This window comes from Bacillus sp. bc15, assembly GCF_900142585.1.
GTDB classification, from domain to species: domain Bacteria; phylum Bacillota; class Bacilli; order Bacillales; family Bacillaceae_G; genus Bacillus_A; species Bacillus_A cereus.
The window spans coordinates 75,697-89,590 of sequence record NZ_FRBJ01000008.1 but is presented as its reverse complement, the minus strand read 5'-3'; the positions used below and the strand labels follow the sequence as shown (position 1 = coordinate 89,590).

Below are 13,894 nucleotides of genomic sequence, written 5' to 3'. Positions count from 1 at the left end.
TAAGATATATGTTTGGTGCAGAATCTAAAAAAATTTATATATTTATTTTTTTCTTAACAAATGGCGGAAAAATAAGAAAAATTCGCAGGATTATTAAAAATTATCACGAAATAAGTAAAAGTTTAGCGAATAATGGTTTGAAATAATAAAACGTTTTCTATATGATAAAGGTAAAGGTTAGTAAAAAAGTAGGTGAATTTATGACAGTAACATTTTATTCATATCCAAAGTGTGGCACATGTCAAAAGGCAAAGAAATGGTTTGAGGCAAACGATGTAGCATATGAGATGATTCATATTGTTGAAAATCCACCATCAAAAGAAGATTTACGTAATTTACATGAAAAAAGTGAATTACCATTAAAAAAATTCTTTAATACAAGTGGAATGCGTTACCGTGAACTTGGTCTGAAAGATAAGTTGAAAGATGCAAGCGAAGACGAAATGTATGAGCTTTTAGCATCTGATGGCATGTTGATCAAACGTCCAATTGTAACAGATGGAACGAATGTAACACTTGGTTTTAACGAAGAGCAGTTTGAAAGTGTGTGGAAAAAGTACCAATAAGGTATTTTTACATAATTAATACATTCACTGGAGGTACAGTCATGAGCATTCCAAATAATTTACGTTACTCTGAAGAACACGAATGGGTAAAAACTGAAGGTAATGAAGTTGTTATCGGTATCACTCACTTTGCACAAGGTGAGCTAGGCGATATCGTATTCGTTGAACTTCCTGAAGTAGGTGCAACAATCGAAGCTGACGAGCCATTCGGAAGCGTAGAATCTGTTAAAACAGTTTCTGAGCTATACGCACCTGTAAGTGGTAAAGTTGTAGCAGTAAACGAAGAATTAAGTGACCAACCAGAACTTGTTAACGAATCTCCATACGAGGGTGCATGGATGGTTAAAGTTGAACTTTCTGATGCAAGCCAAGTTGAGAAGTTATTAACTGCAGAAAAATATGCAGAAATGACAAACCAAGACTAATTATAGTCGACTAAAGGACAGCCTTTGTGCTGTCCTTTTTTATTTTGTGTAAAATAATGAATGTAGAATCATATACTAATTATCGTGTAGGAGAACGTTTTTTGAAAAAAACTTTTTCGTATAACCTTTATGCAGGTCTAGCCGCTTTTGCTTTTCGTTGTCTAGCTTTTCACGTCTAAGAATTTTCTGCACAAGAAGACAAAAAAGCGTTTTCTGTGCGAAAGAACTTTAGCCAAAAGAACTAAAAAGTTGGGCATTTCACTCCTTTACTTGAGGCGAAAAGAGCCTTGAGTGAAGGAGTTCGGGTACATTCTTGTTCTAAACGAGCCGCTTCCGCTTTTCATTGTCTAGCTCCAACTCCTAGCCCTTCATGTCTAAGAACCTTCCGCACGAGAAGACAAAAAGCGTCTTCTGTACGGAAGAACCTTAGCCAACAGGGCTAAACAGTCGGTTTCGCTTTTCTTTTGCAAAAATAAACAGGAAACAACATGAAAATAACGAATATACTATATACTAAGTTAAAGGTTGTATAGTATATGGTGATCGGGTGATGACATATGATTTATGTAGAAAAAGTCATTATTGTAGAAGGTACATCAGATAGAAGAAAGATTGAATCTATTATTCGTGAACCGGTGGAAATTGTTTGTACAAATGGTACAATTGGTTTGTCGAAAATGGATGAGCTCGTTGATCAGTTTTTTGATAAGGAAGTGTATGTGCTAGTGGATGCTGATGATGCTGGAGAAAAGTTAAGGAAACAATTTCGAAAAGAATTTCCGCAAGCCGAGCATATCTATATTGATCGCTCGTACCGAGAAGTGGCAACTGCGCCATCTACACACTTAGCAAATGTATTATGGGGAGCCGATATTGACGTTTATACAGAATATTTACGGTAAGGAATGATAGAAGTGATCGATTGGACAGGAGCCGAAGCTACAGCCCTAATAGAGAATGAAGAAAAAACAGTGTTATATGTATATACTCCAATGTGTGGAACATGCCAATTAGCAAAAAAGATGTTAACAGTCGTTGAGATGACAATTGAAGGCCTCAAAATTGGGATGTTAGATTTAAATTATGCTCCGCATTTAGCGAAAGAGTATGGGATTGAAAGTGTACCTTGTTTACTTGTTTTTGAAAATGGGACACTGATGAAGAAGATATACGCATTTCATTCGGTTGAATATTTATATACGGAATTAAAGTAGGCGGCAAAATTTTTGCCGCCTCGACATATTTCTTGGGAAATATGTCGAGATGCAGGGTGGATACAGTATTTGTCGAGCGAAAATAACAGGATTGCTCTTTAGTGAGAGGGAATGGTATGTAATAGAAAGTGATATGAAGGATGTGATTTAGGGTGAGATTATATTCTTTGCTTCAATCATTTGTAAATTACGCTAATGGTCAATATCATTTAGAACCACTTTTAAGACAAGAAGAAAAAACTGTTAATTTCCGCTTTAGAGATGAAAGTTGTTCGTTACAAATTTCAAGAGATTATATAGAGCTGGTACATGAGGAAAGAGGAACGGAACAAATCATTTGCTTAGACGAAAAGGATATAGAACAATTGGTGAATGGAAATGTACGATTGCAAATGTTAATGAATGATGGACGTGTACAATATTCAGGAACGTACCGAACGATGTTATTAGTGGAATCGATGTTTCATATATGTAAACCGATGTCAGTAGGTGCTTAAAATTCTGAAGTTTCATTTTTTGCGAAAATTTCTGTTGACATGGTGAGCGTATATTGATACAATTCAAGTCATAAAATATAGACAATTTCATAAATTTCAAATCAGACGAAAATTGAATCTGATTTCTCTTATCAAGAGAGGTGGAGGGACTGTGCCCTGTGAAGCCCGGCAACCGTCAACTTATGTTGAAATGGTGCCAATTCCTGCAAAGCGAATGCTTTGAGAGATGAGAGAGAGGGATAATGTTGTTATATACGCATATAAACCTTTCTGCTTCTCTAAAGCGGAAAGGTTTTTTGTTGTTTGAATGTGGAGGACATTCAAATAATAAAAGTAGTGATAGCGGTGGACTACACGCATCAAAAATAAAAAAATGCGGAGTCTATCTAAACAAAAAAGGGGTGAACATCATGATTCTATTAGAGAATGTAAGGAAAATATATAAGGCGAAAAGCGGTGATGTCACTGCTGTAGATAACGCCAATTTAAAAATAGAAAAAGGCGAAATATTTGGTGTTATCGGATATAGCGGCGCTGGGAAAAGTTCTTTAATCAGATTGTTTAATCAGTTAGAGAAACCGACTTCTGGCCAAATTACAATTGCGAATCGTGTTATATCAGCAATTACAGGAAGTGAACTTCGTAAGGCAAGGCAAGAAATCGGAATGATTTTTCAGCACTTTAACTTACTTTGGTCACGAACTGTACGTGAAAATATAGAGTTTCCACTTGAAATTGCAGGTGTTGATAAAACGAAGAGAAGAAAACGTGTTGATGAATTAATTCATCTTGTTGGATTAGAAGGAAGAGGAGACGCGTACCCATCTCAGCTGAGCGGGGGACAAAAACAACGCGTTGGGATTGCAAGAGCATTAGCTAACAACCCACAAGTACTTTTATGTGATGAAGCAACGTCGGCTCTTGATCCAGAAACGACAGATCAAATTTTGGATTTACTATTAGACATTAATAAGCGCCTTGGTTTAACAATTGTACTCATTACACATGAGATGCACGTAATTCGAAAGATTTGTAATCGAGTGGCGGTAATGGAGAGAGGAAAGATTGTAGAAACGGGTCCAGTACTTGATGTATTCCGTAATCCGAAGCAAGATATTACGAAACGATTTGTACAGCAGTTAACAGATTCTGAAGATACAAATGAAACGATTGAAAGTTTAATTGAAAAATATCCAGATGGAAAAGTAATTCGTTTGCAGTTTATTGGTGAGGCTGTAGAAAGACCAGTCCTTCAACGATTGATGCAACGCAGTGATATAGAAGTTAGCATTTTGCAAGGAAATATCGCACAAACGAATAACGGTTCTTACGGTAGTTTAGTTGTTCATTTAAATGGTGAGGAAACAGCGATCCAGCAAGCGATAGAAGGAATTCATCAAGATCAAGTAGAGCTGGAGGTGATTGCACATGGATAAGTTACTCGCAAATGTTGATTGGAATCAAATGTTAGAAGCAACTGGTGAAACGTTATATATGACGGCAATCGCAGCTCTTGCGACATTTGTTTTAGGATTAATTTTAGGATTGTTACTCTTCATGACAGCGAAAGATAATTTATGGGAAAACAAATCAATTAATACGGTGATTGGAGCATTCGTAAATATATTCCGTTCTATACCGTTCATCATTTTAATTATTTTATTAATCCCATTCACAAAGATTCTTCTTGGAACAATTCTTGGAGCAAGTGCAGCTCTGCCGGCTTTAATTATTGGAGCGGCACCATTCTACGCGAGAATGGTTGAAATTGCACTTCGCGAAATTGATAAAGGTGTAATTGAAGCTTCCAAAGCAATGGGAGCAAAAACAAGCACAATTATTTTGAAAGTATTGATTCCGGAATCGTTACCAGCATTAGTATCTGGTATTACGGTTACAACAATTGCTTTAGTAGGCTATACAGCAATGGCGGGAGTTGTTGGTGCTGGTGGCCTTGGAACACTTGCTTACTTAGAAGGATTCCAAAGGGGAAATAACGATGTAACAATCGTTGCGACAATTTGTGTATTACTAGTTGTATTTTTAATTCAGTGGATTGGTGATAGTTTAACGACTCGAATAGATAAACGATAATAAAAACGGGAGGATGTTTCAAATGAAAAAATTATTACTTACGGCACTTATTTCAACTTCAATTTTTGGTTTAGCTGCTTGTGGCGGGAAAGATAAAGATGAAAAGAAACTCGTTGTTGGTGCTTCTAACGTACCGCACGCTGAAATTTTAGAAAAGGCAAAACCGTTACTTGAGAAAAAAGGAATCGAGTTAGAAATTAAAAAATTCCAAGACTACGTATTACCAAATAAATCGTTAGCGGATAAAGATTTAGATGCAAACTACTTCCAGCACATTCCGTATTTAGAAAAAGAAATTAAAGATAAAAAATATGATTTTGAAATAGCGGGGAAAATTCATTTAGAACCAATTGGTGTATACTCTCAAAAGTATAAGAGCCTAAAAGAACTTCCAGACGGGGCGACAATCATTATGAGTAATTCCGTTACTGACCATGGACGTGGTTTAGCAATTTTACAAAAAGAAGGCATTTTAAAAATTAAAGACGGAGTAGAGCCAGTTAATGCAACTCCAAAAGATATTGCAGATAATCCGAAAAACTTAAAATTTAAAACAGATATCGAGCCGGGTTTACTACCACAAGTGTATAACAATAAGGAAGGCGATGCTGTTTTAATTAACTCTAACTATGCAATTGATGCGAAATTAAACCCAGAAAAAGATGCAATTGCAATTGAAGGTGATGATTCACCGTACGCAAACATAGTAGCTGTTCGTAAAGGTGATAAAGATAAAAAAGAGATTAAAGAGCTTGTAGAAGTATTGCATTCTAAAGAAATCGAAGACTTTATTAATAAAGAATATAAAGGAGCGGTTGTTCCTGTAAAAGAATAATTGCTGAAAAGGCTGGTGTATGCCAGCCTTTTTTATAACTACATAACTATAGGGGAGAAGGGGACATCATATGAAAAAGATTCTATTGTCAGTTGTTACAGCGCTGTCTGTATTTACATTAGCTGCTTGCGGAGGAAAAGAAGAGAATAAGCTTGTTGTTGGAGCTTCTAACGTGCCGCATGCTGTTATTTTAGAGAAAGCACAGCCAATCTTAGAGAAAAAAGGCATTAAGTTAGAGATTAAAAAGTTCCAGGATTATGTACTGCCAAATAAAGCGTTAGCGGATAAAGAGATTGATGCGAACTACTTCCAGCATATTCCGTATTTAGATAAGGAGATCCAAGAAAAGGGATATAAAATTGTAAACGCAGGAAAAATTCATTTAGAGCCAATGGGTATTTATTCTAAGAAATATAAAAGCTTAAAAGACTTACCAGATGGCGGGACAGTGATTATGAGTAATAACGTAGCGGAGCGAGGCCGTATGTTAGCATTGTTACAAAAAGGCGGCGTGATTAAGCTTAAAGATGGTGTAGATGTGGTTAAGGCGACAGTAAAAGATGTAGTCGAAAATCCGAAAAACTTAAAATTTAAAACAGATGTTGAACCTGGACTTTCACCGAAGTTGTATGAAAATAATGAGGGAGATGCTTTATTCATTAATTCGAACTACGCAATTGATGCAAAATTAAATCCAACGAAGGATGCAATTGCGATTGAAGGAGCAGACTCTCCGTATGCAAACATCATTGCAGTTCGTAAAGGTGATGAGAAGAAAAAAGAAATTAAAGAGCTAGTAGAAGTGTTACATTCAAAAGAAATTCAAGATTTTATTAATAAAGAATATAAAGGTGCTGTACTTCCGGTAAGTGAATAAATATAAGGAAAGGACTGGGAAATTACCAGTCCTTTTTTCTTTATATAAATAAGAAGAAAGGTGTATCATAGAAAGATGTAAAGGAAATACTTATATACATTTGTGAAAAAACGGTTACTTTTTTTCGTCGTTTGCGATATCATTTTATTTGATATAAAATTAGAATGAGAATAAAATGAGAATATGAACGTTTTAGGAATTTTTAAAATGTATATATAGGATTAATGGAGGTATTGAGATGGCTGGTTCTACATTAACGGTTAAAGACTTACACGTATCAATTGACGGCAAAGAAATTTTAAAGGGTGTAAACCTTGAAGTAAAAGGTGGAGAAATCCACGCAATTATGGGACCTAACGGAACAGGTAAATCAACTTTATCTTCTGCAATTATGGGTCACCCAAAGTATGAAGTAACAGAAGGTAGCATCATCATTGACGGTGAAGATGTATTAGAAATGGAAGTAGACGAGCGCGCACAAGCGGGTCTATTCCTAGCAATGCAATATCCAAGTGAAATTAGCGGAGTAACAAACGCTGACTTCTTACGTTCTGCAATTAACGCACGTCGTGAAGAAGGCGATGAAATTTCTCTTATGAAATTTATCCGTACATTAGATAAAAACATGGAATTCCTAGAAATGGATCCAGAAATGGCACAACGTTACTTAAACGAAGGTTTCTCTGGTGGAGAGAAAAAGCGTAACGAAATTCTTCAATTAATGATGATTGAGCCAAAAATCGCAATCTTAGATGAAATCGACTCAGGTCTTGATATCGATGCATTAAAAGTTGTATCTAAAGGTATTAACCAAATGCGCGGCGAAGAGTTCGGTTGCCTAATGATTACGCATTACCAACGCTTATTAAACTACATCACTCCAGACTTCGTTCACGTTATGATGAACGGTCGTATCGTTAAATCTGGTGGCCCTGAGCTTGCACAACGTCTAGAAGCTGAAGGTTACGACTGGATTAAAAAAGAATTAGGTATTGAAGACGAAACAACAGAGCAAGAAGCGTAAGAGAGGAGCATAAACATGACAATCGGTACATTACCTTTCGATCAAGAAACAATCCGTCAACGCGCAAGCGAAGTAAACGAAGCTGCTTGGTTGACTGAGTTCCGCTTACAAGCTCTTGCACAAGCAACAGAACTTCCAATGCCAACGCCTGATAAAACGAAAATTGAAAAATGGGACTTTATCGGAAAAGGCGACGCTGCTAAGCAAGAGCCTGTAAGTTCTTTAACAGAGCTTCCAGAAGCAGTGAAAAACTTAATCGATGAAAATAACAGCGTATTAGTGCAACGTACTGGTACAACTGCGTTCGTTTCTTTAGCAGACGAAGCAAAAGACAAAGGTGTTATTTTCACAGATATCGTAACAGCTGCAACAGAGCATGCTGAATTACTACAAAAGTATTTAATGAAAGACGGAGTGAAAGTAGACGAGCATCGTCTAACTGCACTTCATGCTGCATTAATCAACGGCGGTGCATTCGTATATGTTCCGAAAAACGTTGTTCTTGAAACTCCACTTCAAGCTGTATTCTTAGTAGACGGCGAAGAAGCTAACGTATATAACCACGTATTATTCGTAGCTGATGCGAACAGTACTGCAACTTATGTAGAAAACTATGTTGCAAATGAAAATGCTAAAGGTATTGCAAATATCGTAGCAGAAGTAATTGTGGAACAAGGCGCACAAGTGAAATTCGGTGCGGTTGATCTATTAGCAAAAGACGTAACAACTTACGTTAACCGCCGCGGTGTTGTTGGACGCGACGGCCGCATTGATTGGGCTCTAGGCCTTATGAATGATGGAAACACAATTTCAGAGAACGTTACGAACTTAATGGGCGACGGTTCATATGCTGATACGAAAACAGTAACAATTGGCCGTGGTAACCAAACACAAAACTTTACAACTAAAGTTGTTCACTTCGGTAAACACTCTGAAGGTTGGATTTTAAAACACGGTGTACAAAAAGATAGTGCAACATCTATCTTTAATGGAATTGGTAAGATTGAACACGGTGCATCTAAATCAAATGCACAACAATCTTCTCGCGTTCTTATGCTAGACGAAAAAGCTCGCGGTGATGCGAACCCAATTCTTTTAATTGATGAAGATGATGTTATGGCAGGTCACGCAGCTTCAGTAGGCCGCGTAGATCCGTACCAATTATACTACTTGATGAGCCGTGGTATTCCAAAACGCGAAGCAGAACGTTTAGTCATCCATGGATTCTTAGCACCTGTAGTAAATGAGCTTCCAATTGAAGGAGTAAAAGCACAGCTTGTTGAGGTAATTGAAAGGAAAGTTCGCTAATGAATATTCATGAAATACGCAAACAGTTTCCAATTCTTGATCAAAAAGTGAACGGCAAACAACTTGTTTATTTCGATAGTGCAGCAACTTCTCAAAAACCAATTCAAGTCATTGAAACGTTAGAACGTTACTATAAAGAATATAATTCTAACGTGCATCGCGGTGTTCATACGCTCGGTACGAAAGCTACCGACGCGTATGAAGGTGCACGTGAGAAAGTTCGCAAGTTTATTAACGCGAAATCAATGGAAGAGATTATTTTCACGCGCGGAACGACAACTGCATTAAATACAGTAGCGGCTAGCTATGGCCTTGAAAATGTAAAAGAAGGCGATGAAATCGTTATTTCTTACATGGAACACCATAGTAACATCATTCCGTGGCAACAAGTTGCGAAGAAAACTGGCGCAACTTTGAAATACCTTCCGCTTCAACCAGACGGTACAATTTCTTTAGAAGATGTTCGTCAAACTGTTACACCGAATACAAAAATCGTTTCTATTATGCAAGTATCAAACGTACTTGGAACGATTAACCCTGTAAAAGAAATCGGAGCAATCGCACACGAAAACGGAGCAATTATGGTCGTTGATGGTGCACAAAGTACACCTCACATGAAAGTGGATGTGCAAGATTTAAACTGTGATTTCTACGCATTATCTGCTCATAAGATGTGCGGACCTACAGGTATCGGCGTATTATATGGTAAGAAAGAATTGCTAAACAATATGGAGCCAATTGAATTTGGTGGTGAAATGATTGATTTCGTAGATTTACAAGAATCTACTTGGAAAGAGCTTCCGTGGAAGTTTGAAGCGGGTACACCGATTATCGGTAATGCAATCGGACTTGGTGCGGCAATTGATTTCCTAGAAGAAATCGGTCTTGATAATATTGAAAAGCATGAGCATGAATTAGCGCAATACGCTTTAGAAAGACTATCAGAAGTAGATGGCGTTACAATTTATGGTCCAAAGCATCGCGCTGGTCTTGTTACATTTAATATTGAAGACGTACATCCTCACGATGTAGCGACTGTATTAGATGTAGAAGGCATTGCAGTTCGCGCAGGACATCACTGTGCACAACCGCTTATGAAGTGGCTAAAAGCTTCTTCAACAGCACGTGCGAGCTTCTATTTATATAATACAAAAGAAGAAATTGATACATTTGTTGAATCGCTAATCAAGACAAAGGAGTATTTCACAAATGTCATTTAATAATTTAGATACGTTATATCGTCAAGTTATTATGGATCATTACAAAAATCCTCGTAACCATGGCGTGTTAGAAGATAGTGTTACCGTTAACTTGAACAATCCAACTTGCGGCGATCGTATTCAACTTACGATGAAAGTAGAAGAAGGTATTGTGCAAGAGGCGAAGTTTGAAGGCGAAGGATGTTCAATCTCAATGTCTTCAGCTTCAATGATGACACAAGCAGTAAAAGGTAAGAAAATTGAAGAAGCACTTCAGCTTTCGAAAATTTTCTCTGACATGATGCTAGGAAAAGAGTACGATGACAGCATCGATTTAGGAGATATTGAAGCATTACAAGGCGTATGCAAGTTCCCTGCACGTATTAAATGTGCAACATTAGCGTGGAAAGCGTTAGAAAAGGGCTTAAACGAAGATAAGTAATGTTAAAGGTTCCTAAAAATGAGGTTATCTAAGGAGGGACACACCAACATGGCGAAGCAACTGCCAGATATCGGCGATTACAAATATGGTTTCAAAGACAAAGACGTTTCGATTTTCCGTGCTGGACGCGGTTTAACAAAAGAGATCGTTGAAGAGATTTCACGTATGAAAGAAGAACCACAGTGGATGTTAGACTTCCGTTTAAAATCACTGGATAAGTTCTATGAAATGCCAATGCCACAATGGGGCGGCGACTTAAACGACTTAGATTTCGATGAAATTACGTACTACGTAAAACCATCTGAGAAATCTGAGAAGTCTTGGGATGAAGTACCTGATGAAATTAAAGCAACATTTGATAAATTAGGTATTCCAGAAGCTGAGCAAAAATATTTAGCTGGTGTATCTGCACAGTACGAATCTGAAGTTGTATACCACAACATGAAAGAAGACCTAGAAGCTCTAGGAATCGTCTTCAAAGATACAGATAGCGCATTAAAAGAGAACGAAGATATTTTCCGTGAGCATTTCGGAAAAGTAATCCCACCAACAGACAACAAATTCTCTGCATTAAACTCTGCAGTTTGGTCTGGTGGATCATTCATCTACGTTCCAAAAGGTATTAAAGTTGATACACCACTTCAAGCGTATTTCCGTATTAACTCTGAAAATATGGGACAATTCGAGCGTACGCTTATCATCGTAGACGAAGGCGCACACGTACACTACGTAGAAGGTTGTACAGCACCTGTTTACACTACTAACTCACTTCACAGTGCGGTAGTAGAAATCATCATTAAAAAAGATGCGTATTGCCGTTATACAACAATCCAAAACTGGGCGAACAACGTATACAACCTAGTTACAAAACGTGCGGTTTGTGAAGAAAACGCAACGATGGAATGGATTGATGGTAACATCGGTTCTAAATTAACGATGAAATACCCAGCAGTTATCTTAAAAGGCGAAGGCGCTCGTGGTTTAACATTATCAATCGCGATTGCTGGTAAAGGCCAACACCAAGATGCTGGTGCGAAAATGATTCACTTAGCACCAAACACGTCTTCAACAATCGTTTCTAAATCGATTGCGAAGCATGGTGGTAAAGTAACTTACCGTGGTATCGTACACTTCGGACCAAAAGCGAAAAACTCTCGCTCTAACATCGAGTGTGACACGTTAATCATGGATAACCAATCTACATCTGATACAATTCCTTACAACGAAATCAAAAACGATTACGTTTCACTTGAGCACGAAGCGAAAGTATCGAAAGTATCAGAAGAACAATTATTCTACCTAATGAGCCGTGGTATTTCTGAGCAAGAAGCTACAGAAATGATTGTAATGGGCTTCATCGAGCCATTCACTCGCGAACTTCCAATGGAATACGCAGTTGAAATGAACCGCCTAATCAAGTTTGAGATGGAAGGTTCTATTGGTTAATAGATAAAGTAGAAGCGCCCTGCTGTGCAGGGCGCTTTTTTGTTTTACGGATTTGTCTTGGCTTGGGAGAGGATACCCGGGTGGGTGTTCAGTTAAATATATCAACGATTTTTCAAATATATCGATCATAAACGGGAATATATCAACGATTATTTCAATATATCAACGTTTCGACAAGGAATATCGATTTGTCGACAAGATAAGACAAAAGAAAATCCTCACATACCCTAAACATTTTATAAGAACAGAGAACGACTAGGTTTAAGACAAAGATACTGACAAATCCACTTGAACAACCACCCACTGAATTCTCTATTAAACTTTTTGACAAATCCACCCCTCCCTCCACTATCTGGAATTCTTTCCTGCATTAGCAAAAGTTTCTCATATGAAAAGGACAATCTTTTGCTTTTTCTCACAATGCGAGTACAATGTAAAATAGCAAGAAAAGACGAAAAGTATTTACAGGATTATTGTGTGCGCATAGCGTAAATGGCAGTAAGGAACTGAGAGGAGGTTTTTTCTCTGAATACAAATAAAGAAACAATCATCCACCTTTATCATACAAACGATATACATAGTCATTTTGAAAATTGGCCGCAAATTTCTCGGTTTGTTCTAGGGGAGAAAAAGCGAAGACAGGAAGCGGGAGAGACTGTTTTGACGGTTGATATTGGTGATCATGTGGATCGTTTTCATAGTATTTCGGAAGCGACAAATGGCCTTGGGAATACGAAGCTTTTAAATGAGGCGTTATATGATTATGTAACGATCGGAAATAATGAAGGCATTACGTTAGCGAAGGAGCATTTGAATCGTCTATATGATGATGCTGGATTTGAGGTGCTCGTTGCGAATTTATTTAAAAAAGAAGGGGTACGTCCAGCGTGGGCGAAGCCTTATAAATTACATACGACGACAGATGGGATTATCATTGCTTTTATCGGATTAACGGTAGCTTATCCAGAGTTTTATCATATGCTCGATTGGCATATTGAAGATCCGCTTATCCATTTAGAGTCTATTTTAGAAGAAGTGAAAGATGAGGCGCATATTACCGTTGTCCTATCTCACCTTGGAAAAAGTATGGATGAGTATATGGCAGAGCATTATGATATAGATGTTATTTTAGGTGCACATACGCATCATTTATTTGAGCGTGGTGTTCTACTGAACAATACTTTACTTTGCTGTTGTGAAAAGTGGGGACGTTACGTTGGCCACGTTCAGCTTACTGTGGATAAAGAGACGAAGAAGCTGTTGAAAAAAGACGGTAGAGCGATTAAGACGGAACGGTTAGGTGCTTATAGCGAGCCGTTATCCACAATTGAAATACTGCAGGAAGAAAGTAAGCATATAATGGCAGAGCCTGTCGTTCATTTAAAAGAGTCATTACCGGTTGATTGGTTTCAGGAGACGCCGTTTTCTCATATGTTAGCAAGTGCGCTGAAAACATGGTGCGATGCAGAGATTGGCATGGTGAACGCCGGTGTACTTCTTGAAGGGCTAGAAGAGGGTGTTGTAACGCGCGGAGATATTCACAGAATTTGTCCACATCCAATTAATCCGTGTGCTTTGAAAGTTCCAGGAAAGATATTAAGAGAAGTTATTTTGAAAGCACGTAAACCGAACATGGAGAATCTTGAGGTGAAAGGATTCGGATTTCGGGGGAAAGTGATGGGGAAAATGATTTATGCTGGTGTAGAAGTCATTCCAGATACGATTCCTGGCAATAAAATTTTATTAGAAGATGTATTGATTAACGGCGAATCGCTGGAGTTAGACCGTATATATACGGTAGGAACAATCGATATGTTTACGTTTGGATACTTATACCCAGAGCTATCCACACTTTCTAGCAAACAATATTATATGCCAGAACTACTTAGAGATGTGTTAACGGATATGTTAATAACTCATACAACTTCCGTTAAACTATAGGCTAGTTAACTTGTAACACTCATTTT

Annotated in this window: 15 protein-coding genes and 1 riboswitch; all 15 genes read left to right on the top strand. The window is 37.7% G+C overall.

Going from position 1 to position 13,894, the window contains the following annotated elements; all coding sequences use genetic code 11:
- Positions 1–200: 200 nt before the first annotated feature.
- The 15 genes from BUA87_RS22380 to BUA87_RS22310 all read left to right on the top strand — a co-directional run bounded on the left by BUA87_RS22380 (position 201) and on the right by BUA87_RS22310 (position 13,868).
- The gene (locus BUA87_RS22380) at positions 201–566 is read left to right on the top strand and encodes an arsenate reductase family protein (RefSeq protein WP_000218968.1); all 366 of its coding nucleotides are present in this window, start codon (positions 201–203) and stop codon (positions 564–566) included.
- A gap of 41 nt (positions 567–607) precedes the next feature.
- The gene (gcvH, locus tag BUA87_RS22375) at positions 608–991 is read left to right on the top strand and encodes a glycine cleavage system protein GcvH (RefSeq protein WP_000026896.1); all 384 of its coding nucleotides are present in this window, start codon (positions 608–610) and stop codon (positions 989–991) included.
- A gap of 557 nt (positions 992–1,548) precedes the next feature.
- On the top strand, positions 1,549–1,893 hold the full coding sequence (locus BUA87_RS22370; protein ID WP_000640870.1) for a toprim domain-containing protein: 345 nt from the start codon (positions 1,549–1,551) through the stop codon (positions 1,891–1,893).
- Between the two features lie 3 nt (positions 1,894–1,896).
- Positions 1,897–2,205, top strand: a complete 309-nt coding sequence (locus BUA87_RS22365; RefSeq protein WP_002025020.1) for a thioredoxin family protein — start codon at positions 1,897–1,899, stop codon at positions 2,203–2,205.
- A gap of 152 nt (positions 2,206–2,357) precedes the next feature.
- Complete coding sequence (locus BUA87_RS22360; protein ID WP_001242140.1) at positions 2,358–2,702, top strand: hypothetical protein; 345 nt, start codon at positions 2,358–2,360, stop codon at positions 2,700–2,702.
- Between the two features lie 125 nt (positions 2,703–2,827).
- A riboswitch (SAM riboswitch) is annotated at positions 2,828–2,935 on the top strand.
- Between the two features lie 177 nt (positions 2,936–3,112).
- Positions 3,113–4,138 carry a methionine ABC transporter ATP-binding protein gene (locus tag BUA87_RS22355; RefSeq protein WP_000601791.1) on the top strand — a complete coding sequence of 342 codons (1,026 nt, stop codon included), beginning with the start codon at positions 3,113–3,115 and terminating at the stop codon, positions 4,136–4,138.
- Positions 4,131–4,796 (top strand): methionine ABC transporter permease, encoded by a 666-nt coding sequence (locus tag BUA87_RS22350; protein WP_000359401.1) that lies wholly within the window; start codon positions 4,131–4,133, stop codon positions 4,794–4,796. Before BUA87_RS22355 ends, BUA87_RS22350 begins: the two co-directional genes overlap by 8 nt.
- A 22-nt stretch (positions 4,797–4,818) precedes the next feature.
- Positions 4,819–5,631 (top strand): methionine ABC transporter substrate-binding lipoprotein MetQ, encoded by an 813-nt coding sequence (metQ, locus tag BUA87_RS22345; RefSeq protein ID WP_000735080.1) that lies wholly within the window; start codon positions 4,819–4,821, stop codon positions 5,629–5,631.
- 70 nt (positions 5,632–5,701) lie between these two features.
- Positions 5,702–6,508: a methionine ABC transporter substrate-binding lipoprotein MetQ gene (gene metQ, locus BUA87_RS22340; RefSeq protein WP_000722399.1), complete on the top strand. Its 807-nt coding sequence runs from the start codon at positions 5,702–5,704 to the stop codon at positions 6,506–6,508.
- 238 nt (positions 6,509–6,746) lie between these two features.
- A complete protein-coding gene (sufC, locus tag BUA87_RS22335; protein WP_000929163.1) occupies positions 6,747–7,532 on the top strand; it encodes a Fe-S cluster assembly ATPase SufC in 786 nt (261 codons plus the stop codon).
- Positions 7,533–7,547: 15 nt separating this feature from the next.
- A complete protein-coding gene (gene sufD / locus BUA87_RS22330) occupies positions 7,548–8,840 on the top strand; it encodes a Fe-S cluster assembly protein SufD (protein ID WP_000152173.1) in 1,293 nt (430 codons plus the stop codon).
- The gene (gene sufS, locus BUA87_RS22325; protein WP_001020767.1) at positions 8,840–10,060 is read left to right on the top strand and encodes a cysteine desulfurase SufS; all 1,221 of its coding nucleotides are present in this window, start codon (positions 8,840–8,842) and stop codon (positions 10,058–10,060) included. Before sufD ends, sufS begins: the two co-directional genes overlap by 1 nt.
- Entirely contained in the window at positions 10,050–10,481 is a 432-nt protein-coding gene (gene sufU / locus BUA87_RS22320; protein ID WP_000009523.1) for a Fe-S cluster assembly sulfur transfer protein SufU, read from the top strand. The genes sufS and sufU overlap by 11 nt, the downstream gene beginning before the upstream one ends.
- Positions 10,482–10,529: 48 nt before the next feature.
- Positions 10,530–11,927 (top strand): Fe-S cluster assembly protein SufB, encoded by a 1,398-nt coding sequence (gene sufB / locus BUA87_RS22315; RefSeq protein WP_001118824.1) that lies wholly within the window; start codon positions 10,530–10,532, stop codon positions 11,925–11,927.
- Positions 11,928–12,452: 525 nt separating this feature from the next.
- On the top strand, positions 12,453–13,868 hold the full coding sequence (locus tag BUA87_RS22310) for a bifunctional metallophosphatase/5'-nucleotidase (protein WP_276591288.1): 1,416 nt from the start codon (positions 12,453–12,455) through the stop codon (positions 13,866–13,868).
- Positions 13,869–13,894 lie beyond the last annotated feature (26 nt).

Coding starts and splice junctions, on each gene's coding strand:
- metQ (WP_000722399.1), top strand. CDS start 5,702: ATGAAAAAGATTCTATTGTCAGTTGTTACAGCGCTGTCTGTATTTACA.
- BUA87_RS22370 (WP_000640870.1), top strand. CDS start 1,549: ATGATTTATGTAGAAAAAGTCATTATTGTAGAAGGTACATCAGATAGA.
- sufB (WP_001118824.1), top strand. CDS start 10,530: ATGGCGAAGCAACTGCCAGATATCGGCGATTACAAATATGGTTTCAAA.
- gcvH (WP_000026896.1), top strand. CDS start 608: ATGAGCATTCCAAATAATTTACGTTACTCTGAAGAACACGAATGGGTA.
- sufD (WP_000152173.1), top strand. CDS start 7,548: ATGACAATCGGTACATTACCTTTCGATCAAGAAACAATCCGTCAACGC.
- sufS (WP_001020767.1), top strand. CDS start 8,840: ATGAATATTCATGAAATACGCAAACAGTTTCCAATTCTTGATCAAAAA.
- BUA87_RS22380 (WP_000218968.1), top strand. CDS start 201: ATGACAGTAACATTTTATTCATATCCAAAGTGTGGCACATGTCAAAAG.
- BUA87_RS22350 (WP_000359401.1), top strand. CDS start 4,131: ATGGATAAGTTACTCGCAAATGTTGATTGGAATCAAATGTTAGAAGCA.
- sufU (WP_000009523.1), top strand. CDS start 10,050: ATGTCATTTAATAATTTAGATACGTTATATCGTCAAGTTATTATGGAT.
- sufC (WP_000929163.1), top strand. CDS start 6,747: ATGGCTGGTTCTACATTAACGGTTAAAGACTTACACGTATCAATTGAC.
- BUA87_RS22355 (WP_000601791.1), top strand. CDS start 3,113: ATGATTCTATTAGAGAATGTAAGGAAAATATATAAGGCGAAAAGCGGT.
- metQ (WP_000735080.1), top strand. CDS start 4,819: ATGAAAAAATTATTACTTACGGCACTTATTTCAACTTCAATTTTTGGT.
- BUA87_RS22365 (WP_002025020.1), top strand. CDS start 1,897: ATGATAGAAGTGATCGATTGGACAGGAGCCGAAGCTACAGCCCTAATA.